Here is a 24,690-nt window from a genome sequence, read left to right on the forward strand (position 1 = left end):
GCTTATACGGCCGGTGGCGCGGAAGGAAAGGCCAATTGCTCGACCAGCGCGGCGAGATCCTGCGCCGCCTGCGGCTTGGCGACGGAGAGCGCCGCCTGCGACATCATCAGCGCGCCCTCGGGATGGCCGAGCACCGCCGCAATCTGCTCGCGCAGGCTGTCGGGCGTGAGCTGGCTCTCGGGGATCATGATCGCGGCATCGGCCTCGGCAAGGCCGCGCGCATTCGCCGTCTGGTGGTCGCCCGCGGCGGCGGCAAAGGGGATGAGGACGGAAGGCCGGCCGATGACCGAGAGATCCGCCACCGTGGAGGCGCCCGCGCGGGAGACGACGAGCTGCGCCTCGCTCATCCGCTTCGGCACGTCCTCGAAGAAGGTCCGCACGTCGGCCTGGATGCCCCGCGCGTCATAGAACGCCGCGACACGCTCGAGATCCTCGGGCCGTGCCTGCTGGCTCACGCGCAGATTGGCGAGCGTGGCCGCGGGGAGACCCGCGATCGCCTCCGGCACCACGTCCGACAGGATCCGCGCGCCCTGCGAACCGCCGAGCACGAGGATCTCCATCGGATAATCGCCGGGCGTGATATAGGGGGCGGCGTATTTCTCGAGGATCGCCCCGCGCACCGGATTGCCGGTGTGGAAGGCCTTCACCCCCTCGGGGAGTTCGGTCGGCCAGGTGCCGCAGGCGACGCAGTCCACGCGCTTGGCAAAGACCTCGTTGACCCGCCCCAGGATGCCGTTCTGTTCGTGGATCATGCGCGGGATCTTCAGCAGCGTCGCCGCCGCGATCGCGGGGATCGACGGGTAACCGCCGAAGCCGACCACCGCCTTCGGCCTGTCGGAGAGGAATTTCACCATGGCCGAGACCACGCCGCCGCCGATCCGGAAGGGAACCGCCGCCCTGGCGAGCACCCCGCCGCGGGCGAAGGTGGCGGAGGGAACGGTCTCGATCTCCACCGCCGTCGGGAAGGCGCCGGTGTAGCGCGCGCCCCGCGCGTCGGTCGAGAGTTTCACCCGCCAGCCGCGCGCCAGCATCACCTCGGCCAGCGCCTGCGCGGGGAACATGTGCCCGCCGGTGCCGCCCGCCGCGATCACGAGAAGGGGAGCTTGCTCGGTCATGGTCTCTGCCTTCCTCCGCCGATCAGCGGCCGCGCCGGATCAGGATGTCCCCGATCTCGCCCTGCGGCCGCGTCCGGGTGAAGGCCAGAAGCGCGCCGAGCGCGATGCCCGAGGCGATGACCGAGGAGCCGCCATAGGACACGAAGGGCAGCGTCATCCCCTTGGCGGGCAGGAGCCGCACGGCGACGCCCATGTTGATGAAGGCCTGCACGCCGAAGGCGCAGGCGAGCCCGGTGCCGGCGAGCCGGATGAACGGATCGCGCTCCCGCAGCAGCCGCCAGAGCGAGCGCACGGTGATCGTGGCATAGAGCGTGATGATGATCGCCACGAGCACGACGCCGTATTCCTCGGCCGCGACCGCGATGATGAAATCGGTATGCGCGTCCGGCAGCGACCATTTCACCGTCCCCTCGCCCACGCCGACGCCAAAGAACCCGCCCTCGCGGATCGCGTTCGTGGCATAGCCGATCTGGGTGGTCGGGTCGATCGCGGGGTTCAGGAAGCCGTCGATGCGGCGCGCGAAATGTTCCGAATTGTGATAGGCGAAGGTGCCCCCCGCCACCACGAGCCCGGCGATCCCGCCCAGAAGCAGGATCGGCGCACCGGCGACGAAATACATCACGAGCCAGCTGAACAGGACGAGCGAGGCCTGGCCGAAATCCGGCTGGAGCGCGAGGAGCATCACGATGACGAGCGCGAGGAAGAAGGAATAGAGCCGTCCCGGCGGCCCGCCGATCTCATGGGCGGCGGCCATCAGCCAGGCGGCGGTGATGACGAAGGCGGGCTTGAGGAATTCCGAGGGCTGCACCGAGGCGAAGCCCAGGGAGAACCAGCGCGTCGCCCCCTTGCCGAAGTCCGTGCCGAAGGTCGGAAGCAGCAGCAGCGAAAAGAGCGCCGCACCGAAACCGATCACCGCGTAGCGGCGCACCTTCGCCGGGTCCATCATGGTGATGAGCAGCATCACGATGAGGCCGAGGCCGCCGAAGAAGGCCTGGCGCTGCACGTAGTAGAAGGCGGGAAGGTCGTTCTTCTGCGCCAGCGGCGGAGAGGCCGCGAGGCCGAGCAGGAGCCCGATCCCGAAGAGGATGAAGACACAGGACAACGCCCATTTGTCGATCGTCCGCCACCAACGCGGAAGGATCGGCTCGCCAACCCGGTCCGGGATGGAGCCATAAACCATCTCTGTCATGATACCGCCAACTGCCTCGTTATCATTCTGCCGCCCGGTTTTCCGGGTCTCGTGGAAAAACAGTAGCGGCTTTTCGCCCAATGCGCCACCAGAGATTGCGCGCTCGGGCCCGCGATGCGCGGGGATCTGCCGCGAAAAGAGGCACATGAGGCGAAGATGGCCCGCCCTGCCGCCCTGCGGTTGCATGCGGGCGCGCGGGGTGATGCGATGGGGCGGCAATCGCAGGAGGCAGGACATGAAGGTCGGGATCGTCGGCGCGGGCATGGTCGGATCGGCCGCGGGCTATGCCATCGCGCTCAGGGGCACGGCGGCGCAGCTCGTCTTCGTAGACCACCGGCCGGAGCTCGCCCGCGCCCAGGCCGAGGACATCGCCCATGCGGTGCCCTTCGCCTCCACCACCCTCGTCTCGGCCGGAGACTACACCGATCTCGACAGCGCCGCCGTCGTCATCCTCGCCGCCGGCGTCGCGCAGAAACCGGCGGAGAGCCGCCTCGACCTGCTGTCGCGCAACGCGGAGGTATTCCGCGACGTGATCGGACGGGTGCTGACCGCCGCGCCGGAGGCGATCCTGCTCGTCGCGACAAATCCCGTGGACATCATGACCCGGATCGCCACCGAACTCTCGGGCCTGCCGCCCGCGCGGGTGATCGGCTCCGGGACGATCCTCGACACCGCGCGGTTTCGCCACCTCATCGGCCGCCACCTCGGGATCGCGCCGCAATTCGTCCATGCCTATGTGCTCGGCGAACATGGCGACAGCGAGGTCCTGGCCTGGCAGTCGGCGCGGGCGGGCGGGCTCTCCCTGCCCGACTGCGCCGCGCAGATGCGCGTTGCCCTCACCGACGGGCTGCGCGCCGAGATCGACGCCGGCGTGCGCAACGCCGCCTATACCATCATCGAAGGCAAGGGCGCGACATGGTACGGCATCGGCGCCGGTCTCGAGCGCATCGTGCGCGCGATCGCGCGGAACGAACAGGCGATCCTGACCGTCTCCGTGGTCGCGCCGGAGATCGCGGGCCAGTCCGGGGTCGCCCTCTCCGTGCCGCGCATCGTCGGTGCGCGCGGCGTCACGGGCGACCTCTTCCCGGATCTCTCCGGGGCCGAAGCCACCGCGCTCGCGGCCTCCGCGCGGCTGCTGTCGGACACATTCGCAGCCCTCGCGCTCTGACCGCCCGCCCCCGGAACCGCCCGCCCCTGCCCGGCGTTCCGTCCCATGATGTGCGGGCGGAAAGGACAGCGGCAATGAGCGGCTATTGCAAAGGCGACGGGCGCCGGGGGAAGCGCGGCTGATGCGGCCCGGCGACGCGCCAGACCTGCCGGAGGGCCTCGTGTTCTATCCCGACACCGAGCCCGGCATCTCGCGACGCAAATGCGGGCGCGGGTTCGCCTATCGCCTGCCCGACGGCACGACTCTCGACCACGGTCCCCTGCGCAGCCGTTGCGAGGCGCTCGCCGTGCCGCCCGCCTATACCGACGTCTGGATCAGCCCGAAGGAGAACGGCCACCTTCAGGCGACGGGGTTCGATGCACGCAGCCGCAAGCAATACCGCTATCACCCCCATTGGGCAGAGGCGCGGGCACAGATCAAATACGGCAGCCTGCCCGCGTTCGGCCGCGCCCTGCCCCGCCTGCGCCGCCGGGTGGCCCGCGACCTCGCCGAGGAGCCCGGCGCGCGGGCCTTCGCCCTCGCCGCCGCCGTCCTGCTGATCGACAAGCTCGGGCTCAGGGTCGGCAATGCCGCCTATACCGAACAGAACGGCTCCTATGGGGCGCTCACGCTGCGGCGGCGACACCTGAAGCTCACGGAAAGCGGATTGCAGCTCTCCTATGTCGCGAAGGGCGGGCAGAAGGTCCGGCGCCGGCTCACCGACGCAAAGCTCCTGCGGACGCTCGAGGCGGCGCGCGACCTTCCGGGGGCCGAGCTTCTGAGCTGGGTCGATGCCGAGGGCGTGGCCCACCGGCTCGGCTCCGACACGCTCAACGCCTATATCTCCGACCACACCGGCGGCGATTTCACCGCCAAGAGCTTTCGCACCTGGGCGGGCACGCTCGCCGCCTTCGAGGCGCGCGAGGCCGGGGAAACCACGATCCGCGCGCTGTCGCAGGCGGCGGCGGACCGGCTGAAGAACACGCCGACCATCGCGCGGGGCAGCTATATCCATCCCGATGTGATCGCGCTCACGGAAACCGACGAGATGCCGGAAATCACCCCGGCCCAGGTGAGCGGGCTTTCGGCGGCCGAACGCCGCCTCCTCGCCTTCCTCGAACGCCGCTAGGCGAGCTTTTCCACCTCCGCGACGAAGGCGTCGCCGCGCTTCTCGAAATTCGGATACTGGTCGAACGAGGCCGCGGCGGGCGCGAGCAGCACCGTGTCGCCCGGCTCCGCCTCCGCCGCGGCCTTCGCCACGGCGATCTCCATCGTCTCGCAGATCTCATAGGGCGTCTCCCCGATCTGGAGCGCGAAATCGCGTGCCGAGAAGCCGATGAGATAGGCTTTCGCCACCGAGCCGAGACAGGGGGCGAGCGCGGCGATCCCGCCCTCCTTGCCCATGCCGCCGGCGATCCAGCGGATGCGCGGGAAAGCCTGGAGCGCCTTGGCGGCGGCATCGACATTCGTCGCCTTCGAGTCGTTCACATACCGCACACCCCCGCGCTCGCGCACGAGCTGGGAGCGATGCGGCAATCCGGTGAAGGAGCGCAGCGCCGCCTCGATCCCGCGCGGCGGCAGGTTCAGCGCCCGCGCGGCGGCATAGGCGGCGCAGGCGTTCTGGTGATTGTGCGCCCCCGGCAGGCCCGCCATGTCGCGCAGGTCGATCGAGGCGACCTGTCTGCCCTTGCGATATTCCGACAGGAATCCCTTGCGCGCAAAAACGTTCCAGCCCGGCCCGCCGAGCTTCTGCCCCGAGGAGACGCGGATGAGCCGCATGTCCTCGGGATCCTCCACGAGCTGGTTGGCGAGAGAGCGGCCTTCCTTCTCGTCCACGCCGACCACCGCACGATCCGGCCCGCCCTCCGCGAAGAGACGGCGCTTGGCGGCGAAATAGCCGCCCATGCCCCCGTGGCGGTCGAGATGATCGGGCGAAAGGTTGGTGAAGACCGCGACATCGGGCGTCAGCGCCCGCGCCAGATCGGTCTGGTAGGAGGACAGCTCCAGCACGATCACCCCGCCATCCTCCGGCGGGTCGATGTCCAGCACCCCGCGCCCGATGTTGCCGGCGAGCTGGCAGGGCGTGCCGTTTTCGACAAGGATATGGTGGATCAGCGCCGAGGTGGTGGATTTCCCGTTCGAGCCCGTCACCGCGATCACCCGCGGCGGCGTGTCGAACTCCATCCAGTCCCCCTGCCCGAGCGAGCGGAAGAACAGGCCGATGTCATTGTCCACCGGCACCCCCGCCTCCCAGGCGCGTTCGATCACCCGGTTGGGCTCGGGATAGAGATGCGGAATGCCCGGCGAGACTACCAGACAGGCGACGCCCGCAAACCCCTCCGGCGCCATCGGGTCATGAAGCGCGAAGCCCTCGGCCTCCGCCCGCTCCCGCGCCTCCACGCTGTCGTCCCAGCACAGCGCCTCCGCCCCGCCCGCGACGAGCGCCCGCGCGGTCGCAAGACCCGAACGCCCGAGGCCGAGAACGGCGACCCGCCTGCCTTCATATCCGAGAACGGGGATCATCGCGCGCCCTCTCCTTTGCTGTCCAAATACTCGAAAAAAGGCGGGCAGCGCCCGCCTTCCCTCACCGCAGTTTCAGCGTCGCCAGACCGATCAGCGCGAGCACCAGCGAAATGATCCAGAACCGGATCACGATGGTCGGCTCCGACCAGCCCTTCTTCTCGTAGTGGTGGTGGATCGGCGCCATCAGGAAGACGCGCTTGCCGGTGCGCTTGAAATAGGCGACCTGGATGATGACCGACAGCGCCTCCACCACGAACAGCCCGCCGACGATCGCGAGGACGATCTCGTGCTTGGTCGCCACCGCGATCGCGCCGAGCGCGCCGCCGAGCGCCAGCGACCCGGTGTCGCCCATGAACACGGCGGCCGGCGGGGCGTTGAACCACAGAAAGCCGAGCCCGCCGCCGATGAGCGCGGCGGTGAAGACGAGGATCTCCCCCGTCCCCGGCACGTAATGCAGGCCGAGATAATCGGTGAAGTCGACGCGGCCCACGACATAGGCGATGGCGCCCAGCGTGCCCGCCGCGATCATCACCGGCATGATCGCAAGCCCGTCGAGCCCGTCGGTGAGGTTCACCGCGTTCGCCGCGCCGACGATGACGATCATGGCGAAGGGAATGAAGAACCACCACAGGTTCACCAGGACATCCTTGAACACCGGCAGCGCGAGCTGGAGCTGCAATTCGTCGGGATGGAGATAGGACGCCCAGACCGCGGCGATGGCCGCGATGAGAAAGCCGAGGGCAAGCCGCACGCGACCGGGCACGCCCTTGGTATCGGCCCTGGACACTTTCGCGTAATCGTCGGCAAAGCCGATGGCGCCATAGGCATAGGTGACGAAGAGCACGATCCAGACATAGCCCACGTCGAGCCGCGCCCAGAGGAGCGTGGAGACGAGCAGCGCGGTGAGGATCAGCAGCCCGCCCATCGTGGGCGTGCCGGCCTTGACGAAATGGCCCTCCGGGCCGTCGTCGCGGATCGGCTGGCCCTTGCCCTGGCGGCGGCGCAGCATGTCGATGAGCGGGCGGCCGAAGAGCATCGCGAAGATCAGCGCGGTAAAGAAGGCCCCGCCGGAGCGCAGGGTGATGTAGCGGAAGAGGTTGAAGACCCCGCCGCCCTCCGAGAGTTCCGCAAGCCAGTACAACATCTGCTCTGTCCCCTTTCAGCGGCCGTTCGCGACCGTTGGTCTTATTCTGCCGGCTGCGCTTTACCCGGTTTCCGCAGCGCGTCAACCAATATGCTCACCTTCGAGCCCTTGGACCCCTTCACGAGCACGACATCGCCGGGTCCGATCAGCACGCCGAGCGTGTCTCGGGCGGCCTCCGCCGTCTCGAACCACTCGCCGCGCCGGTCGGGCGGCAGCACATCGTAGAGCGCGCGCATCAGCGGCCCGACGCAATGGACCGCGTCGAGCGCGGCGAACCACGGCAGCGCCGCGAGGCCCTCGTGGATGGCGCGTTCGCGCGGACCGAGTTCGAGCATGTCGCCCAGGATGGCGATGCGCCGCCCGGTGTCGTGCGGCTCGGCGCGGGCGAGCACCTCGAGGGCGGCGGCCATGGAGGTCGGATTGGCGTTGAAGGCATCGTCGATCAGTTCGACGGGCGCGCCGACGGCAAGGCGGATCGTCTCCCGCGCGCCGCGGCCCTCGGGCGGGGCCCAGAGCGCGAGATCGCGCGCGGCGCGGCTCAGGTCGAGCCCGAGCGCCCGCACCACCGCGAGGCAACCGACCGCATTGGTGGCGAAATGGCGCCCGGCGGTCGAGAGGTCGAAGCCGCAGGTCTCCCCGTCGATCTCCGCGCGCGCGATCGTCGCCCCGTCCCCGAGTTCGACACCCACGAGCCGCGCCGAACAGCCCGCGCTCTCGCCGAAACGGATCATCTGACCGGGCACGGCCTCCTCGAGGATCGGCGAGACCGGCAGATCGCCGTTGAACACCGCGACGCCGTCGGGGACAAGCCCGTCGAAAATCGCGGCCTTCTCCGCCGCGATCGCCTCGAGGCTGTCGAAGGCGGCCATATGCGCCGGCGCGACCGTGGTGATCATCGCCACGTCGGGACGGGCGAGGCGCGCAAGCGGCGCGATCTCGCCGGGGTGGTTCATCCCGATCTCGACCACCGCGAATTCGGTGTCCCGCGGCATCCGCGCGAGCGTGAGCGGCACGCCCCAGTGGTTGTTGTAGGAGGCTTCGGCGGCATGGGTCCGGCCCTGGCGCGACAGGATGGTGCGCAGCATTTCCTTGGTCGAGGTCTTCCCGACGGAGCCGGTGACGCCGATCACCTTGCCCGCGACGCGGGCGCGCGCGGCGGCGCCGAGCCGTTCGAGCGCGACCAGGACGTCCTCCACGACCAGGAGCGGCGCCTCCTCGTCCAGCCCCTCGGGAATGCGCGAGACGAGCGCCGCGCCCGCGCCATCCGCGAGCGCCTGGGCGACGAAGTCATGCCCGTCGCGCACATCCTTCAGCGCGACGAAAAGATCGCCCCGGCGCAGCCTGCGCGTGTCGATGGAGACGCCGGTGACCTCGAAGTCCCGCGTCGCGCGGCCGCCGGTGGCACGGGCGGCCTCCCCGGAGGTCCAGAGCGGCGTCACAGCGCACCGTCCAGGGCGGACACGGCCATCGAGGCCTGTTCGACATCGTCGAAGGGGAACACGTCGTCGCCGATCACCTGGCCGCTCTCATGGCCCTTGCCGCAGATCAGGAGCGCATCGCCGGGCTGGAGCGCGTCGACGCCGCGCAGGATCGCCTCGGCGCGGTCTCCGACCTCGATCGCCTCCGGCGCGCCTGCCATGACCTCGGCACGGATCGCGGCGGGATCCTCGGAACGCGGGTTGTCGTCGGTGACGATCACCAGGTCGGCATGGTCATGCGCCGCCTGCCCCATCAGCGGGCGCTTGGTGCGGTCGCGGTCGCCGCCTGCGCCGACGATGGCGACGACCCGGCCCATCACATGCGGCCGCAGCGCGCGGATGGCTGTGGCGACCGCATCGGGCGTATGGGCGTAATCGACGAAGACGGCGGCGCCGTTGTCGCGCGTCGCGGCATGCTGCATCCGGCCGCGCACGCCCGCGAGTTCCGGCAGGCAGGAAAAGACCTCCTCGGGATCGCCGCCGCAGGCCATGACGAGCGCCGCCGCCGCCATCACGTTCTCCGCCTGGAACCCGCCGATGAGATCGAGCCGGATCTGATAGATGTTGCCGACGAAATCGACGCGCAGGTCCTGCCCCGTCGCATCGAAGCGCTGCGCGATCACCCGCAGGTCCGCGGCGTCCGAGCGTCCGATCCGCATCACCTCGATGCCGCGTTCGGCGCAGATGCCCTCGATCTCCATGCCCTTCGCATCGTCGATGTTGATCACCGCGACGCCCTCCTCGGGCAGCACGCGGTTGAACAGCCCCGCCTTCGCGGCGAAATAGGCCTCGAAGGTGGCGTGGTAATCGAGATGGTCCTGGGTGAAATTGGTGAAGGCGGCCGCGGTCAGGCGCACGCCGTCGAGACGCCGCTGCGCGAGCCCGTGCGACGACGCCTCCATCGCGCCATGGGTGATGCCCGCGGCGGCCGCCTCCGACAGCATCCGGTGCAGGGTGATGGGTTCGGGCGTAGTGTGCGGGCTCGGCGCCTGCCAGTCGCCCTCGACGCCCGTGGTGCCGACATTGATCGCGCGCGCCCCCAGCAGTTGCCAGATCTGGCGGGCGAAGGTCGCCACCGAGGTCTTGCCATTGGTCCCCGTCACCGCGACCATGATCTCCGGCTGCCGCCCGTAATAGAGCGCCGCGGCATAGGCCAGCGCCTGACGCGGATCCTGGACGACGACGAGGGCGGGGTCGTGTTCGGCGAGGACGGGGGCGGCGATGCGCGCGCCCTCCGGGTCGGTCAGCACCGCGCGCGCGCCCATGCGCAGCGCGAAGTCCACGAAATCCGCCCCATGCGCGCGGGCGCCGGGAAGCGCGGCGAAGAGATGCCCCTCGCGGGTCTGGCGGCTGTCCACGGACAGGCCGGTGACCGAGGCATCGCGCCCCCCCTGTGCGGTCAGTCCAAGCTCCGTCAGCGTCTTCAACATGGTCGCGCGCGCCCCTTCCCGCATGGTGGTCAATGTGACGAGGTCAGTGTTACCTCAGCTTGCGGGGCGGTTTCAATCTCGGGTCTGAGCCCCATGAGCGGCGCGGTGCGCCGGATGATCTCGGCGGCGACGGGCACGGCGGTCCAGCCGGCGGTGCGGCGCGGACGCGGCCCCGCGGTCTCCACCGCCTCGTCGAGCGACACGATGAGCACGTATTTCGGATCGTCCGCCGGAAAGATCGAGGCGAAGGTGGTGATGGTCTTGTCGTTGTAATAGCCCCGCCCGTTCTCGCGCGGCTTGTCGGCGGTGCCGGTCTTGCCGCCGATGCGGTAGCCCGGCACCTCCGCGAAGGAGGCGGTGCCCGCGGGATCGGAGACGACGGCGCGCAGCATCTCGCGCGCGGCGGCGGAGACCTCGGGACGCACCACCTGCGGACCGGGCGCGGTATAGCCCTCGCGCTTGAGCAGCGTCGGCTCCACCCGGTGCCCGCCGTTCAGCACCGAGGCATAGGCGGTGGCGAGGTGGAGCGGCGAGGCGGACAGCCCGTGACCGTAGCCGATGGTCAGGGTCGACAGCTCCGACCATTTCGGCGGCAGCAGCGGCTTGCCCGACGGCGCCTCCGACAGCTCGACCGGCGTCGCCTCGAAAAACCCGAGCGATTTCAGGAACTCCTGCTGGCGTGTCACGCCGATCTGCTGGGCGACATAGGCGGTCGCGACGTTCGAGGATTTCACGATCATCCCCCGCAGCGACAGGTAGGGGCCGTAATTGTGGCCTTCGAATTCATGGATCCTGAACTTGCCCCAGCGGAAGGGCGGCGTGGCGGGGATCTGCGTGCCGGGACCGGCGAGGCCGATCTCCATCGCCTGTGCCGCGGCAAAGATCTTGAAGGTCGAGCCGAGCTCGTAGACACCCTGCACCGCGCGGTTGAAGCGCGGGTTGTCGGCGGGGTTCTTGCCCTTGAAGAATTCGGGACGCGAATTCGGATCGAAATCGGGCAGCGACACCATGGAAATGATCTCGCCGGTATTGGCGTCCATCATCACCGCCGCAGCCCCGCGCGCGTCGAGCATCTTCATCCCGCCGTAGAGCACTTCGCGCACGGTGGACTGCACGGTGAGGTCGATGGAAAGCTGGAGCGGCTTGTCGCCGTTGGCCGGGTCGGACAGATAGGCGTCGCGCGCCTTCTCGACCCCCGCCTGGCCGACGATCTCCGCGCTCATCACACCTTCGCGACCGAATTTCGTCCCGCCCAGAATATGAGCGGCGAGCTTGCCGTTCGGATAGAGCCGTTCCTCGCGCGGGCCGAAGAGAAGACCCGGCTCACCGATGTCATGCACGGCCTGCTGCTGCTCGGGCGCGATCTTCTTCTTGATCCAGAGGAACTTGCGCTGCCCGGTGAAGTCGCGGATCAGCCGTTCGCGGTCGAGATCGGGAAAGATCTTCACGAGCTCGTCGGCGGCATGGAGCGGGTCGACCATCTCCTGCGGCTGGGCGTAGAGCGAATGGGTGACGCGGTTGGTGGCGAGGATGCGCCCGTTGCGGTCGACGATGTCGGCCCGCTGGGCGAGGATCGGCGTGCCCGAGGCATCGGCGCGCGGCTCTTCGGGCACGGTGGCGGCGACCTGCCCCATGCGCAGCCCGACGACGACGAAGGCGGAGACGAAGCACAGGCCGAGCACCAGCAGCCGTCCCTCGGCGCGCAGCCGCGAGCGGTCGCGCATCTCCTCGTGGCGGATGCGCAGGTTCTCCTTTTCGATCGCGTCGGGATTCTCGCCCTTCGAGCGGGCCTGGAGGATCCGTGCGAGCGGGCGAAGCGGGGTGCGGGTGCTGCTCATTCCGCGTCCTCCCCGTCGAGCCGCCCGGCCACGGCCACGGCCGCCTCGAGCGCGTTCTGGAGCTCTTCCTCGACCGGAAAGGCGATCTGGTCGACGCGGCCGAACTGCTCCGGCTGGAACGGCAGGAGCCCCAGCCGGTCGAAATTGAGCGCCGCGAGATCGCGCAGCCGTTCGGGACGGTTGAGATAGGCCCATTCGGCCTTGAGGACGGCGAGCTCCTCGCGCTGCTGGCCGATCTCCCGCTGCATCCGCCCGACCTTCCGCAGGACCTGCTGGGTCGCGTAGTTTTCCTGATAGGCCCAGAAGGCCAGCGCCATGACCACGACTGCCGAGACGATGAAATAGAAACTGCGCATCTTTACCCTTGCCTCACTACGGGTTTCGGCAGGCCGAGGCCCTCGCGATCCGCCGCCGCGAAGGCGGCATCGGTGCGACGGCCGACGCGGAGCCGCGCGGACCGGGCGCGCGGATTCGCCTCCAACTCGTCCTCGTCGGGACCGATGGCCTTGGACAACTGCTCGAAACCGGGTGTTTTCACCTCGTCCTGCGGAGCATAGCGCGAGCCGCCCCCGCCCGTCGAGGCCCTTTGCTGAAAGAAGCGCTTCACCACCCGGTCCTCCAGCGAATGAAAGGTGACGACGGCGAGCTGGCCGCCGGGACGAAGCGCCCGTTCGGCGGCCTCGAGCCCGGCGACGAGCTCGCCGAACTCGTCGTTCACGGCGATCCGGATCGCTTGGAAGCTGCGCGTCGCGGGATGACTCTGGCCGGGCTTGCGGCGCGGCAGAAGCCGCTCGATGAGGCCCGCGAGCTGCACCGTGGTGGTGAAGGGCACCTGTTCACGGTCCTTCACGATCGCTCTCGCGATCTTCCGCGACTGCCGTTCCTCGCCATAGTGATAGAGAATATCGGCGATTTCCTGCTCGGAGGCGGTATTGACGAAGTCCGCGGCGCTCGGACCCTCCTGGGACATGCGCATGTCGAGCGGTCCCTCCTTCAGAAAGGAGAAGCCGCGTTCGGCCTGGTCGATCTGCATCGAGGAGACGCCGAGATCGAGCACGATCCCGTCGAGATCTGAGGCATAGTCGTCGAGCCGGGAGAAGGGGCCGAGCACAAGGTCGATCTTTCCGGCATAGGGCGGCGCGTCGATCCAGCCGGCGGCCATCTCATGCGCCAGCGGATCGCGGTCGATGCCCGTCACATGGGCGGCCCCCGCGTCAATCAGCCCCTTCGCATAGCCCCCGGCCCCGAAGGTGCCGTCGAGCCAGCGCCCGCGGATCGGCGCGCATTCCCGCAGGAGCGGGCGCAGGAGGACCGGGATATGCGGCGCGGCGGGAATGTCGGCCTCGTCGCTCACCTCATCCCTCCAGGTCGTCCAGCAGGCTCAGCGGATCGAAATCCTCGCCGAATTCCTCGAAGATGCGGTCGTCGAGCGCCTCGTCCTGCGCCTCGTGCACCTCCGGCTTCCAGATCTCGAACGTTTCGCCAAGCCCCGCGAAATAGGCGGTATTTTCCAGCCCGATCTTGTCGCGCAGCATTTGCGGCAGGACCAGCCGGCCGTCGTTGTCGACCTCGGTCGGGCGGGCGCGGTTGAGGATCATGCGCTCCATGATCTTGCGCTTCTGCGAGCCCCGCGGCAGGCGGGCGATGTCGCCGGCGAGGGCCTTGTAGCCCTCGTAGGTGTAGACGGTGAGATGCTGCTGCTTTTCGGGACCGTAGACGATGACCATGCGCGGACGGCCGGTCTCCGAGGCGAGCGGATCGCCGAGCTCGAGTTCGCGACGAAAATCGGCAGGGATCGACACGCGCCCCTTTCCGTCCACCTTGAAGGTGTGTTCGCCGATGAACATGCCGACCACGCGGCGCTCCTTGTCCTGTCCCTGCCCCGCTCGCCGGGGCCCTGATCGCTGCCCGTTTTCCGGGGCTATTCATCGAAACGGCGGACCGAGCTGCTGCCACTGCTCGATCCGCCGCCCTCGTCCCGTGAACCGGGGTGTCCGACTGCGCGCGCCACCTGGGGGGATGTCTGCTCGCTCGCGCGCCGGATCTCATTGTTCGGATGAAGTGGGCGCCTGTATGAAACCTGACTTTGGGGTTTTATTCGCGGTCTTGGATGCGCCGCTCATTCCCGCCTCATCTGATGGACTCAATGTGCCACGGGAATTCATGGTAATCAACGGGTTTCTTTTCCACAGACCCCACATCTTGCCCCCGCCGGGTCTGGGATTCCACATTTTGGGGTGAGATGGCAAATTCTGACGCTTCATATGGTCAGAAAATCGCGCCGATTTGCTAGATCTTGTGTATCGTGTCTTTTTCGCCACGGGTCTGGATTTTGGCGGAATGGGGAAAGATTTTGCGATAGGCCACAAAACTCCACCGAGTTATCCACAGGAATTTGATTCGCATGTGAGGACAACTCCCGTTATGGGCCGTGTATTCCCATCAGTTCCATGAATTCCCAAACCCTGAATTCCCAAACCCTGAATTCCCAAACACGGGCAAGCCACCCCGGCACGCAAGGAAAAGGATGCTCAAAGGGCCCCCTTTCCGATCCGGCGAACCGTCCCGCCCCTCCGCCGCCGCCCGAACACGCGAAAGCCCGCCTCTGTCCGGCGGGCTTTTCCCAAGCAGGTTCCACGAAACGCCGGGCCGAAGCCGGGCGGGGCCAGGTCAGGCCAGGCCGCCCTTGACCAGCCGGTCGGCGAGCTGAAGGTAAGGCTCCGCGAGCGGGCCGTCGTCCGCGGCGACGGGCCGGCCCTCGTCTCCGGACACGCGGGCCTCGAGCGCGAGGGGGAGCTGCGCCAGAAGCGGCACGCCGAGCGCCTCCGCCTCGGCGGCGACCCCGCCATGACCGAAGATATGCGCCTCGTGCCCGCAATTGGGACAGACATAGGTGGACATGTTCTCGATCAGGCCCAGCACCGGCACGTTGAGCTTCTGGAACATGGAGATCCCGCGCCGCGCGTCGATCAGCGCCACGTCCTGCGGCGTGGAGACGACCAGCGCGCCGGTGAGCTCGGTCTTCTGGCCCAGCGTGAGCTGCACGTCGCCCGTGCCCGGCGGCATGTCGATCAGGAGCACGTCGAGCTCGCCCCAGGCGACCTGCCCGAGCATCTGCTGCATCGCGCCCATCAGCATCGGCCCGCGCCAGACCACCGCCTCCCCGTCGGGAATCATGAAACCGATGGACATGAGCGTGACCCCATGGGCATGGAGCGGCTCGATCGTCTTGCCGTCGGGCGAGGCCGGTCGCCTGTTGACCCCCATCATGCGCGGCTGGCTCGGGCCGTAGATATCGGCATCGAGCAGGCCGACCCGCCGCCCGAGCCGCGCCAGCGCGACGGCGAGGTTGGCGGCGACGGTGGATTTGCCCACGCCCCCCTTGCCCGAGGCGATGGCGATCACGTTCCTGACGCCGGCGGGCTTCGTCTTGCCCTGCTGCGGAGTGGGATGGCGGCCGATCTTCAGATCCGGCGGGGTCGAACCGCCCGCCGGGGCCCGGCCGGCCGGCCCATGCGCCGTGGTCACGACCGAGACGGTTTCCACCCCCTCGAGCGCGAGCAGGCGCGCCTTCGCCTCCGCCTCGACCGCCGTCCAGTCCCGTGCCGCCGCGGCGTCCGGCGCCTCGATCACGAAGCTCACCTTGCCGCCCGTGACCGAGAGCGCGCGAATCCGGTCCGCCTCCACGAGAGACGAGCCGTCCGGCAGGCGCACCTGCCGCAAGACCGCTGTGATATCGTCCTGGGTGATCGTCATGTCTCGCGCCCTCCTCGTTGGCCCGCCTCCGAGATAAGCCCCCCGGCGGGCGATTTCCACCGTGTTTTCGCCCGGTTTTCAATGCGCCCCGCCCGGCGCGCCGGAGGCCGCTGTCCGGGGCGCGCCTCGTCCCCGCCAGAGGCGGAGCCGGGCGCGTTGCATTTTCTGCATAGCGGCATTGACGGCGCGATGGATTGTGCATCCGCAGCATTCGTCTAAATTGAGGATCAAGCAAGGCAGCCAAGCCAGCGCTCCGAAGCCACCCACGGGCGGCGAACCGGACAGGCCCCTCGAAACGCAAAGGGGGCCGGCGCAGGCAGGGCGACACGGAAATTGCGGGCGAAAGCCCGACGCATATCAAGGGCAAAGTCAGATGGCTTACGCAAACGACATTCGCACGGTCGCACCGGCCTCCACCGGATCCTTCGGGGGTGTGTTCAAGACCGTCGCCGAGCGTTACGCCCGCTATCGGGTCTATCGCGAGACGGTTGCGGAACTCTCCGGCCTCTCCGACCGCGACCTTTCGGATCTGGGCCTGTCCCGCGCGTCGATCCGCGCGGTGGCCCACACGGCGGCCTACGGCGGCTGAGTTACCTATCTGGGCTCCTTCCTCCTCCCTGGGGCCTTGATACCTGCGGCAGCACCTCTCCTCCTCCCTGGTGCTGCCGCTCAAAATTCGGAATTCGGGGTCCTTTCCTCCTCCCTGGGGCCCTGAAGACCAGAGCGGCGATGCGTCCTCCTCCCTAGCATCGCCGCGCCTATACAGGGCGAAAGCCCGGTAAGATGCGGCCTCTCTCTCCTCCTCCCTGAGGGGTCGTGACTGAAGGCGGCGGTGCCTTCCTCCTCCTTGGCACCGCCGCATTTCTTTTTCGATTTATGTCATACGGGCCCTTCCTCCCTCGTGGTCCGATACCGAGACACCCGCGCCTCTCCTCCTCCCTGGCGCGGGTGTCTTTGTTTTTGCGCCGGCTTTGTTTCGCTCCGGGGCTCCTTCTTCGCGCCAGGATCGGGACTCAATTAGATCCACCATGAGATAGCTGCGGCGAGGCATATGGCTGACAGGAAGATGTCGGCGCGCTTATCGTATCGGGTCGCGATGCGTCGGAAGTCCTTCAGACGGCAGGACATGCGCTCGATCAGGTTACGCGCCTTGTATCTCTCTTGTATCTCGTGGTGTCGCAGGGACTCGGCGGGAGGAGGTGGAGGGAATGACGGCCACGGCGCCCTGTTCGTCGAACCAGAGCCCCAGCCGGTTTGCGTCACAGGCTTTATCGGCGAGGAGCAACTCAGGCGGACGCACCCCCCATCGCCCTCTGCCTCGCGGAGAACGGACGAGCGCGGTTCCTTCGGACCTGTCTTGCGATCCTCCACAGTCCCGCGCTTGCGTCACATAAAGCGTTTCGAGGAAAGTTTGAATCGGAGGGATTCCCTTGAAGGTTGATCTGTGATTCCCCCTGATTGGGAGGATCGGATCATGCCAGCACCGTTGCCAAAGGAACTGGGGTTGATTTGCGCGGTTAATCAAGGAGGGCTTGACCAGGCGAGAGGCCGCGCGTCGATTGCAGGTGTCGGCGGCCACAGCTGGGCGATGGGCGCGGCAGGTTCGGAGCACCGGCGCTGCAAAGGTTGCGCCGATGGGCCGGCCTTCGGGAACTGGCAAACTGGCCGCGCATGTTGACTTCGTCCGCGAGCTTGTGGCGCAGGACCTGGACATCACAAACTGCGCGACGCGCTTGCCGATGCCAAAGGTGTCACCGTCCACCACTCGGCGATTGCGGGCCTGCTTGGGCGCCTCGGCTTTACGCACAAAAAAAGTCGCTGGTTGCCACCGAGCGACGGCGCACAAAGGTAAGACGGCAGCGCGATGATTGGGTGGCACATCGTTCGCCTGCCATCGCCCGAATGCCTGGCCGCGTTGCGTTTCTCGATGAAACGGCCGTGAAGACGACCCTCACCCGGCTGCGCGGCCGGGCACCGCAAGGCGAGCGGCTGACAATGGACGCGCCGTTCGGCAGTTGGGGGACACAGACGCTGATCGCCGGGCTGACCCCGGATGCCCTCATCGCACCCTGGGTGATCAAAGGCGCAATGGACGGCCCCGCTTTCGCCGCCTATGTCCGCGAGGTGCTGGTGCCCGAGATCGCTCCTGGCACGGCAGTCATTCTCGACAACCTCGCCACCCACCGCAACCGCGAGGCCGCAGCCGCACTCAAGGCGCATGGCTGCTGATTCCTGTACCTGCCTCCTATTCACCAGACCTCAACCCAATTGAGCAGGCGTTCTCAAAACTCAAGGCGCACCTCGACGGATCGGGGCGTGTTCATTCTCGGCGGTCTTCGAGGCAATCGGTGACATCTGCAATCTCTATGACCCCAGAGAGTGCTGGAACTACTTCAACATCGCCGGATATGTCTCAAGTTAATCTCGAAATGCTATAGCGACGGCCTTCGGGGTGATCCCGCGCTCCCGGCTCAGCGCCGCGGTCGCAGCCTGCGATCGCTGCATTGCAGCTCTGGCGCACGTGGTCGTGGCGCTGCCGTGACGAACTTGGTCTATAGCGATTCCGGCGAATGGATCGCACCATCAAACCGTGGGATCAAACACCTGGGGCCCGCTCGCCGGGACTCGCTCTTTGCGCCGGCCCTCCTCCCCGCAGGCGCCCGGAATTCGCCCCCGAGCCCCGGCGCCGCCGGTCGCCCACCGCCGCGCCATCGCGCCACCGCGCCACCACGAGATCATGGCTCCGTCTCGCGCAGCATGCGACAGGCCGGCAGGTGCCCCGGCGGGACCCTGCCCCGCATGCGGGCGGGATCGAGGCGATAGGCGCAGGCGTGCCTGCGGCCGGGCGTGAGAAGGAAGGCGGGCCTGCGCGGCCTGCGGCCCGCGATCCGGCCGATCAGTTCATGCCCCTCCCGCGCAGTGAGAAAGGCCCGCGCGGGGCGCGCCGCCGCCCCGGCGAGACTGTCGTCGAGGTCGCGGTCCGCCGCCCCGGTCCTTGCCGTCGCCGCAAGCGCCTGACGGGCGACCGGACCGGGATAGAGGCTTTCGCACAGGACACCGTGACAACAGAGGAGTTCGTGGCGGTCGAAGAGCAGATGCACATAGGTGATATCCGGCCGCGGCGTGACGCGGATGGCCCGCCCGTCGACGAAGGCCACCGCCGGCACGAGCACCTGCGCGACCCCGTGGAGGCGGCGCACCTCCGGCCCCTGGAGCAGGATGCGGTGCTGCTGGCTCAGGACGAGCGCATCGGTGTTGCCCAAGGCGCCCGGCGCGACCGTCACCGGCGCATGCCGCCCCCGGCCCTCCATCCGGCGCGTCGCGATCCGGCGCAGCGGCTGCGGACCGTGATCGAGCGTGCGCACCGCATCGCCGGGTTGCAAGGCGCCTGCCGCCCGGCTGCCCGAGGGCGTCGCGATCCGCATCGACGCCTCGAAACACACCGCCTGATAGGTCGTCGCGGCACTCTGGTCCGTGTTGTAGAAACCGGGCGGCGCGCCCGGACGATAGGCATTCCAGTACCAGGTTTCGAAGTCGAACTCCGGCGTCCAGACCACCTGCACGAGAGCTCCGTCGCCGTCGGTGCCCTCGAAGACCACGGCATATCCCCGGTCGCCGCCGTAATTCACCGCGTCGGACCGGACGACGCGGGCATTCTCGAGCACGACCGCCTTTTCCCCGCTGAAACTGACCGTATAGGTGTCACCGGGGGAGAAGACATAGGGACTGTCGTCGCCCGGCTGCGAGGTGATGACGAGATCATGCGAGGCGGTGGGCGGATAGTCGAAGCTGGAGGTGCCGCGTCCGGAATTCACATTCCGGCCGGTCGCCACCGCGAACTGGCTGTCTTCGGCATAGATGGTCAGTGCCATGGCGCCCTCCAATCGGGGAGGACATTACCGGCACAGGCTTAAGCTCCGGTAAAAACGCGCGGGAATCGCCTCAGAACGGCACATCCCCGGCCTGGTCGGCCGGCAGGACGAATCCGGCGACGAGCTTCTTCGGCCCGGAATGGTCGAATTCGATCGTGAGCTTGTCGCCCTCGATCTCGATCACCTCGCCATAGCCGAACTTCTTGTGGAATACCCGGTCGCCGACCGTGTAGGCGGAGGTGGCGGTCGCGTCGATCACCATATGCCGGCTTTCCGCCGGCTGGCGCATCCCGCGCTGCCCCGCCCGCGCCTGCATCCGCTTCCAGCCGGGGGAATTGTAGACATCGGCCTTCGCCGCGCGGTCCTCGAAAGACGACATCCCGCCGCCCGCGCCGCCCGCGGCAAAGCCCGCATTGGCGCCGTAAAGGCCCGAGGGCGTCATCACGTCGACATGTTCCGGATCGAGTTCGTCGATGAAGCGCGAGGCGAGTTGCGACTGCCATTGCCCGTAGACGCGGCGGTTGGCGGCGAAGGAGATCGTGCAAAGCTCCTCGGCGCGGGTGATGCCGACATAGGCCAGACGCCGCTCCTCCTCGAGCCCCTTGAGGCCGTTCTCGTCCATGCTGCGCTGCGAGGGAAACAGGCCCTCCTCCCAGCCCGGCAGGAAGACCACCGGAAACTCGAGCCCCTTGGCCGCGTGCAGCGTCATGATCGTGACCTTCTCGCCCTGCTCCTCGCTCTCATTGTCCATGATGAGCGCGACATGTTCGAGGAAGCCCGCGAGATTGTCGAACTGTTCCAGGGCCTTGACGAGCTCCTTGAGGTTCTCGAGCCGTCCCGGCGCCTCCGGCGACTTGTCGTTCTGCCACATCGCCGTATAGCCGCTCTCGTCGAGGATCTTCTCGGCCAGTTCGACATGGCTGATCTCGGCAGGGGCGTAATCGACATCCTCCACCACGGCATCCTCGTCGTCGACGCCGGGATAGCGGATCTGCTGGACGTTGAGCGAGGCCCAGCGGTCGAGATCCGCGATGAGCTGCGCCACGCCCGCTTTCGCCTTGCCCTTCAAAAGCCCCTCCCCGACCGCGATGCGCGCCCCGTCGAGCAGGCTCATGCCATTGGCCCGCGCCGCGATCTGGATCTCCTGCAAGGCCTTGTCGCCCACGCCGCGTTTCGGCGTGTTGATGATCCGTTCAAAGGCGAGATCGTCCGAGGGCTGGGTGACGACGCGGAAATAGGCCATCGCGTCGCGGATCTCCATCCGCTCGTAGAATCGGGGGCCGCCGATCACGCGATAGGGCAGTCCGATGGTCAGGAACCGGTCCTCGAAGGCGCGCATCTGATGCGAGGCGCGGACGAGGATTGCGATTTCTTCCATACTAAACCTATGGAAAGCAGGATGAAGCGGCTCTTCATTTTGCCACCGCTCCGTGAGATCCCACATCAGTTTACGTGTTTTAAACTCTTTAAGAGGGCTGTTTTGAGTTCGAAATCGCTCGTATAGTTCTTCCGGTGTCCTCACCCCTCCCAGCGCCCCTTTCTTTGCAAGGCGTTCAAATTCCTGAACAATATCCTTTGATCTCGGATTATTTCTTTGTTTCGCGTAACGGGAGGTGCCGCCATGCAGCGCCTCGATCTCCTCCCCGACCCAGCGCGCCTCCACCTCACCGTCCCAATGGCCGATGAGCCGCACCTTCTCGCCCTCCGCCACATCGGTCCAGAGCTCCTTCCCGAGCCGTCCGGTATTGGCGGAGATCACCGAGGACGCGGCGGCGAGGATATGCGGCGTGGAGCGGTAGTTCTGTTCGAGCCGGATCACCTTCGCGCCGGGAAAATCCTTTTCGAACCGCAGGATGTTGCCGACCTCGGCGCCGCGCCAGCCATAGATCGACTGGTCGTCGTCGCCCACGCAGCAGATGTTGCGATGGCCCTGCGCCAGCAGCCTCAGCCAGAGGTATTGCGCCACGTTCGTGTCCTGGTATTCGTCGACGAGGATGTAGCGGTACCAGCGCTGGTATTGCGCCAGAAGGTCGGGATGCTCCTGGAAGATCGTGACCATGTGGAGCAGCAGGTCGCCGAAATCGACGGCGTTGAGCGTCTTCAGCCGCTCCTGGTAGTCGGCATAGAGCCGGGTCGCGCGGCCGTTGAACTCCGCGCCTTCCGCGCCGGGCACCTTGCCGGGCGTGAGCGCGCGGTTCTTCCAGCCGTCGATGATCCCGGCGAGCTGCCGCGCGGGCCAGCGTTTCTCGTCGATTCCCGCCGCGGAGATGAGCTGTTTCAGCAGGCGGATCTGGTCGTCCGTGTCGAGGATGGTGAAATTCGATCGCAGCCCGGCAAGCTCGGCATGGCGGCGCAACTGCCGGACGCAGACGGAATGGAAGGTGCCGAGCCAGGGCATGCCCTCGATCGCATGGCCCATGAGGCCCGCGACGCGGTCCTTCATCTCGCGCGCGGCCTTGTTGGTGAAGGTCACGGCGAGGATCTCGTTCGGGCGCGCACGCCCGGTGTTCAGCAGATGTGCGATACGGCAGGTGAGCGCCTTCGTCTTGCCGGTGCCGGCACCGGCGAGCATGAGGACGGGCCCGTCGAGCGCCTCCACCGCCTCGCGCTGTGCGGGGTTCAGCCCGTCGAGATAGGGCGCAGGACGGGAGGCCATCGCCATCTGCGACAGCGACGGGCGGGCGGCGGCCTCGAAGGCGTCATCTTCGTTGAAACTGCTCATGGGTCGAGACTACAGGAGCCGGGGGGAGAGGGAAAGCACGTTCTTGTAATGTTCCGCAGGCGCGGAGGCGGGAACGGCGCACCGCCCCTCACTTCGCCTCGCCGGGCGCGCGGGCGAGAACCTCAACCAGGCGGGAAACATAGCGCGCGAAGAGACGGGAGAAATCGGCGATGTCCTGGGCCTCCCAGCCGTCGAAGATCTCGGCGAAAATGCGCCATTTCGAGCGCGTGTATTCGTCGAGGAAGCGCCGCCCCTTCGCCGTGGTCACGAGCACGGAGCGGCGCGCATCCTCCTGTGCGGCACGGCGTTCGACATAGCCGCGGGACACGAGTTCGGAGACGATGCGCGAGGCGCGGGAGGGATCGACGGCCATGATCTCCGCGACCATGCCGATGGTCGGCTGCACCGGCGCGCGCTGCCCGATCCCGGCGGAGAGCTGCGCCACCGACAGCAGGCCCTGGAGGATGGCCGGTTCGAGCCGTTCGCTCATGTCCTCGAGCACCCGCCCCTTGAATTCGCCGCGCTCGGCCATGCGCCGCCACTGGAACAGCACGAGATCGAGCGCCAGAAGATCCTCCGCCGCGCCGCGCGAGAAGCCGCGGGCATCGAGCAGGTCGGGCACGCCCGCGTGGACGCGCGGATCGAAAGGGAAGCGGTGGGGATCGTCTGTCATGGGCCTCAGGTGGCAGTTCGCTGTGCGGTTGTCAATGATGTGCTTTCGACAAATATGTGCCGTTGACACACAAAGCGGCCTCCCCTATCTCCGTCCCAGACACGGCGCCGCGGATCGACATCGCGAGGCGCCGGAAGGAGATTTCATGCCACAGACAAGCCCCCCGCCCGAGGCCGACGCCATGCCCGCGTCCGACACCGGGCCGACCCCGCACCGGGAGCACGGCTCGATCCCGCTCACCGTCGCCTCCGTCGCCGTCCTGATGCTGCTCGCGGCGCTGGACCAGACCATCGTCGCCACCGCCCTGCCCACGATCGTCACGGACCTCGGCGGGCTCGACCACCTCTCCTGGGTGGTGACCGCCTATATCCTCGCCTCGACCGTCGTCGCCCCGCTCTACGGCAAGCTCGGCGACCTCTACGGACGGCGCAATGTCGTCATCCTCGCCGTCCTGCTCTTCCTCGCGGGCTCCGTGCTCTGCGGCCTCGCGCGGTCCATGGGGTTCCTGATCGCCGCCCGCGCCATCCAGGGCCTTGGCGGCGGCGGGCTGTTCGTGCTCGCGCTGTCGATCATCGGCGACATCATCCCGCCGCGGGAACGCGGCCGCATCCAGGGCGTCTTCGCCTCCGTCTTCGGCGTCTCCTCCGTCGCCGGGCCGCTTCTGGGCGGGTGGTTCGTGGATGCGCTCAGCTGGCACTGGATCTTCTATATCAACCTGCCGCTCGGCGCGCTGGCCCTCGCCGGCTTCACCTTCGGCTTCAAGGCCAACCCGGACCGCGTCGCCCACCGGATCGACTATGCCGGAGCCGCCGCGCTCAGCCTGTCGCTCGCCTCCATCGTCCTGCTGACCGCGCTCGGCGGCAAGGAATTCGCCATCACCGATCCGGCGGGGCTTCTGCTCATGGCGCTGTTCCTCGGGGCCACCGCCGCCTTCGTCCGCATCGAGCGGCGCGCCGAGGAGCCGATCCTGCCGATGAGCCTGTTCTCGATGAACGTCTTCACGGTGACCGCGGTCATCTCCTTCGTCTCCGGGGCGCTCCTGTTCGGCGCGCTGACCTTCATCCCGGTCTTCCTGCAAATGGCGACGGGCGCCTCCGCGACGCAATCGGGCCTGCAACTGATCCCGATGACCGCCGGGATCCTCACCGCCTCGACCCTGTCGGGCCGCTACATGATGCGCACCGGACGGTACCGGATCCTGCCGCTGATCGGGCTCTGCGTCGCGACGCTGGCGCTGCTCGTGCTCACCCGGCTGTCCCCGGCGATGCCCGCCCCGGTGCTCTGGGCCGCGCTCGCCGGCCTCGGCGCGGGCATGGGCTGCATCTTCCCGGTGGTCACGACCGCCGTGCAGAACGCCGTGAGCCGCCGGCAGATCGGCACGGCCACGGCGGCGGGGCTGATGTTCCGCCAGGTCGGCGCCTCGATCTCCGTCGCGCTCTTCGGCGCGCTGTTCTCGGCGCGGATGGCCGCCCTCATCGGCACCACCCCGCCCGAAGGGCTCGGCGATATCGCCGAACTCGGCCCGCAGGTGATGGCGCATCTCTCCCCGGAGACCCAGGCGATGATCGGCCGCTCCGTCTCCGAGGCGCTGCATCCGGTCTACTGGATCGCCGCCGGCCTCGCCGTCTTCGGGCTTCTCGTCGCCACGAAGCTGCGCGAGATCCCGCTCGAGAGCCGCCGCGCCTGAGCGCCGCGCCCCCCGGCCCGACGCGCCCGCCAAGGGCGCGTCTCGCTGCGGCGCATATCGGTGATTCTCGCACCGCAGCACGATTTGCAAAGGCCGGCAAAACGAAACCGGGCCTT

At 67.9% G+C, this 24,690-nt stretch carries 18 protein-coding genes and 2 pseudogenes; 5 read left to right on the forward strand and 15 right to left on the reverse strand.

Annotated features, from left to right (window positions below):
* Positions 1–2: 2 nt before the first annotated feature.
* Positions 3–1,115: an undecaprenyldiphospho-muramoylpentapeptide beta-N-acetylglucosaminyltransferase gene (gene murG, locus P73_RS16140; RefSeq protein ID WP_043870367.1), complete on the reverse strand. Its 1,113-nt coding sequence runs from the start codon at positions 1,113–1,115 to the stop codon at positions 3–5.
* 22 nt (positions 1,116–1,137) lie between these two features.
* The gene (ftsW, locus tag P73_RS16145; protein WP_043871838.1) at positions 1,138–2,304 is read right to left on the reverse strand and encodes a putative lipid II flippase FtsW; all 1,167 of its coding nucleotides are present in this window, start codon (positions 2,302–2,304) and stop codon (positions 1,138–1,140) included.
* A 235-nt stretch (positions 2,305–2,539) separates the two neighbouring features.
* Between ftsW and P73_RS16150 the strand changes: the two genes are divergently transcribed.
* Entirely contained in the window at positions 2,540–3,472 is a 933-nt protein-coding gene (locus P73_RS16150; RefSeq protein ID WP_043870368.1) for an L-lactate dehydrogenase, read from the forward strand.
* A gap of 121 nt (positions 3,473–3,593) precedes the next feature.
* Positions 3,594–4,580, forward strand: a complete 987-nt coding sequence (locus P73_RS16155; protein WP_043870369.1) for a DNA topoisomerase IB — start codon at positions 3,594–3,596, stop codon at positions 4,578–4,580.
* On the opposite strand, the gene murD is transcribed toward P73_RS16155, so the two are convergent.
* From murD to P73_RS16200, 9 genes are all read right to left on the reverse strand, one after another.
* A complete protein-coding gene (gene murD, locus P73_RS16160; protein WP_043870370.1) occupies positions 4,577–5,974 on the reverse strand; it encodes a UDP-N-acetylmuramoyl-L-alanine--D-glutamate ligase in 1,398 nt (465 codons plus the stop codon). The two genes, P73_RS16155 and murD, sit on opposite strands and share 4 nt — an antisense overlap.
* Before the next feature lie 61 nt (positions 5,975–6,035).
* Complete coding sequence (mraY, locus tag P73_RS16165) at positions 6,036–7,118, reverse strand: phospho-N-acetylmuramoyl-pentapeptide-transferase (protein WP_043870371.1); 1,083 nt, start codon at positions 7,116–7,118, stop codon at positions 6,036–6,038.
* 41 nt (positions 7,119–7,159) lie between these two features.
* Positions 7,160–8,557 (reverse strand): UDP-N-acetylmuramoyl-tripeptide--D-alanyl-D-alanine ligase, encoded by a 1,398-nt coding sequence (locus P73_RS16170; protein WP_043870372.1) that lies wholly within the window; start codon positions 8,555–8,557, stop codon positions 7,160–7,162.
* Positions 8,554–10,026, reverse strand: coding sequence for a UDP-N-acetylmuramoyl-L-alanyl-D-glutamate--2,6-diaminopimelate ligase (locus P73_RS16175; RefSeq protein ID WP_043870373.1), 1,473 nt, complete (start codon positions 10,024–10,026; stop codon positions 8,554–8,556). Before P73_RS16175 ends, P73_RS16170 begins: the two co-directional genes overlap by 4 nt.
* Positions 10,027–10,055: 29 nt before the next feature.
* Positions 10,056–11,864, reverse strand: a complete 1,809-nt coding sequence (locus P73_RS16180) for a peptidoglycan D,D-transpeptidase FtsI family protein (RefSeq protein WP_043870374.1) — start codon at positions 11,862–11,864, stop codon at positions 10,056–10,058.
* On the reverse strand, positions 11,861–12,220 hold the full coding sequence (ftsL, locus tag P73_RS16185; protein WP_043870375.1) for a cell division protein FtsL: 360 nt from the start codon (positions 12,218–12,220) through the stop codon (positions 11,861–11,863). The genes P73_RS16180 and ftsL overlap by 4 nt, the downstream gene beginning before the upstream one ends.
* Before the next feature lie 2 nt (positions 12,221–12,222).
* The gene (gene rsmH / locus P73_RS16190; protein WP_043870376.1) at positions 12,223–13,218 is read right to left on the reverse strand and encodes a 16S rRNA (cytosine(1402)-N(4))-methyltransferase RsmH; all 996 of its coding nucleotides are present in this window, start codon (positions 13,216–13,218) and stop codon (positions 12,223–12,225) included.
* A gap of 1 nt (position 13,219) precedes the next feature.
* Positions 13,220–13,711, reverse strand: a complete 492-nt coding sequence (mraZ, locus tag P73_RS16195) for a division/cell wall cluster transcriptional repressor MraZ (protein WP_043871839.1) — start codon at positions 13,709–13,711, stop codon at positions 13,220–13,222.
* A gap of 823 nt (positions 13,712–14,534) precedes the next feature.
* Complete coding sequence (locus P73_RS16200) at positions 14,535–15,620, reverse strand: Mrp/NBP35 family ATP-binding protein (RefSeq protein WP_043870377.1); 1,086 nt, start codon at positions 15,618–15,620, stop codon at positions 14,535–14,537.
* A 373-nt stretch (positions 15,621–15,993) separates the two neighbouring features.
* On the opposite strand from P73_RS16200, the gene P73_RS16205 reads away from it, so the two are divergent.
* On the forward strand, positions 15,994–16,209 hold the full coding sequence (locus P73_RS16205; protein WP_043870378.1) for a DUF1127 domain-containing protein: 216 nt from the start codon (positions 15,994–15,996) through the stop codon (positions 16,207–16,209).
* 931 nt (positions 16,210–17,140) lie between these two features.
* Positions 17,141–18,042, forward strand: a pseudogene (locus P73_RS25705) (IS630 family transposase).
* Positions 18,043–18,056: 14 nt separating this feature from the next.
* Here P73_RS25705 and P73_RS26785 read toward each other — a convergent pair.
* From P73_RS26785 to P73_RS16230, 4 genes and pseudogenes are all read right to left on the reverse strand, one after another.
* A pseudogene (locus P73_RS26785) lies at positions 18,057–18,176 on the reverse strand (IS481 family transposase); the annotation flags it as partial.
* 179 nt (positions 18,177–18,355) lie between these two features.
* Positions 18,356–19,492: a Hint domain-containing protein gene (locus P73_RS24515; RefSeq protein ID WP_139267057.1), complete on the reverse strand. Its 1,137-nt coding sequence runs from the start codon at positions 19,490–19,492 to the stop codon at positions 18,356–18,358.
* 70 nt (positions 19,493–19,562) lie between these two features.
* The gene (locus tag P73_RS16225; protein WP_043870380.1) at positions 19,563–22,214 is read right to left on the reverse strand and encodes an ATP-dependent helicase; all 2,652 of its coding nucleotides are present in this window, start codon (positions 22,212–22,214) and stop codon (positions 19,563–19,565) included.
* 88 nt (positions 22,215–22,302) lie between these two features.
* Positions 22,303–22,887 carry a MarR family winged helix-turn-helix transcriptional regulator gene (locus tag P73_RS16230; protein WP_052453351.1) on the reverse strand — a complete coding sequence of 195 codons (585 nt, stop codon included), beginning with the start codon at positions 22,885–22,887 and terminating at the stop codon, positions 22,303–22,305.
* A 145-nt stretch (positions 22,888–23,032) separates the two neighbouring features.
* On the opposite strand from P73_RS16230, the gene P73_RS16235 reads away from it, so the two are divergent.
* Positions 23,033–24,574 carry an MDR family MFS transporter gene (locus P73_RS16235; RefSeq protein ID WP_082033274.1) on the forward strand — a complete coding sequence of 514 codons (1,542 nt, stop codon included), beginning with the start codon at positions 23,033–23,035 and terminating at the stop codon, positions 24,572–24,574.
* Positions 24,575–24,690 lie beyond the last annotated feature (116 nt).

This window comes from Celeribacter indicus (assembly GCF_000819565.1).
Lineage (GTDB): Bacteria > Pseudomonadota > Alphaproteobacteria > Rhodobacterales > Rhodobacteraceae > Celeribacter > Celeribacter indicus.

Coding starts and splice junctions, on each gene's coding strand:
- murG (WP_043870367.1), bottom strand. CDS start 1,115: ATGACCGAGCAAGCTCCCCTTCTCGTGATCGCGGCGGGCGGCACCGGC.
- ftsW (WP_043871838.1), bottom strand. CDS start 2,304: ATGACAGAGATGGTTTATGGCTCCATCCCGGACCGGGTTGGCGAGCCG.
- P73_RS16150 (WP_043870368.1), top strand. CDS start 2,540: ATGAAGGTCGGGATCGTCGGCGCGGGCATGGTCGGATCGGCCGCGGGC.
- P73_RS16155 (WP_043870369.1), top strand. CDS start 3,594: ATGCGGCCCGGCGACGCGCCAGACCTGCCGGAGGGCCTCGTGTTCTAT.
- murD (WP_043870370.1), bottom strand. CDS start 5,974: ATGATCCCCGTTCTCGGATATGAAGGCAGGCGGGTCGCCGTTCTCGGC.
- mraY (WP_043870371.1), bottom strand. CDS start 7,118: ATGTTGTACTGGCTTGCGGAACTCTCGGAGGGCGGCGGGGTCTTCAAC.
- P73_RS16175 (WP_043870373.1), bottom strand. CDS start 10,026: ATGTTGAAGACGCTGACGGAGCTTGGACTGACCGCACAGGGGGGGCGC.
- P73_RS16180 (WP_043870374.1), bottom strand. CDS start 11,864: ATGAGCAGCACCCGCACCCCGCTTCGCCCGCTCGCACGGATCCTCCAG.
- ftsL (WP_043870375.1), bottom strand. CDS start 12,220: ATGCGCAGTTTCTATTTCATCGTCTCGGCAGTCGTGGTCATGGCGCTG.
- mraZ (WP_043871839.1), bottom strand. CDS start 13,711: ATGTTCATCGGCGAACACACCTTCAAGGTGGACGGAAAGGGGCGCGTG.
- P73_RS16200 (WP_043870377.1), bottom strand. CDS start 15,620: ATGACGATCACCCAGGACGATATCACAGCGGTCTTGCGGCAGGTGCGC.
- P73_RS16205 (WP_043870378.1), top strand. CDS start 15,994: ATGGCTTACGCAAACGACATTCGCACGGTCGCACCGGCCTCCACCGGA.
- P73_RS24515 (WP_139267057.1), bottom strand. CDS start 19,492: ATGGCACTGACCATCTATGCCGAAGACAGCCAGTTCGCGGTGGCGACC.
- P73_RS16225 (WP_043870380.1), bottom strand. CDS start 22,214: ATGAGCAGTTTCAACGAAGATGACGCCTTCGAGGCCGCCGCCCGCCCG.
- P73_RS16230 (WP_052453351.1), bottom strand. CDS start 22,887: ATGACAGACGATCCCCACCGCTTCCCTTTCGATCCGCGCGTCCACGCG.
- P73_RS16235 (WP_082033274.1), top strand. CDS start 23,033: ATGCCACAGACAAGCCCCCCGCCCGAGGCCGACGCCATGCCCGCGTCC.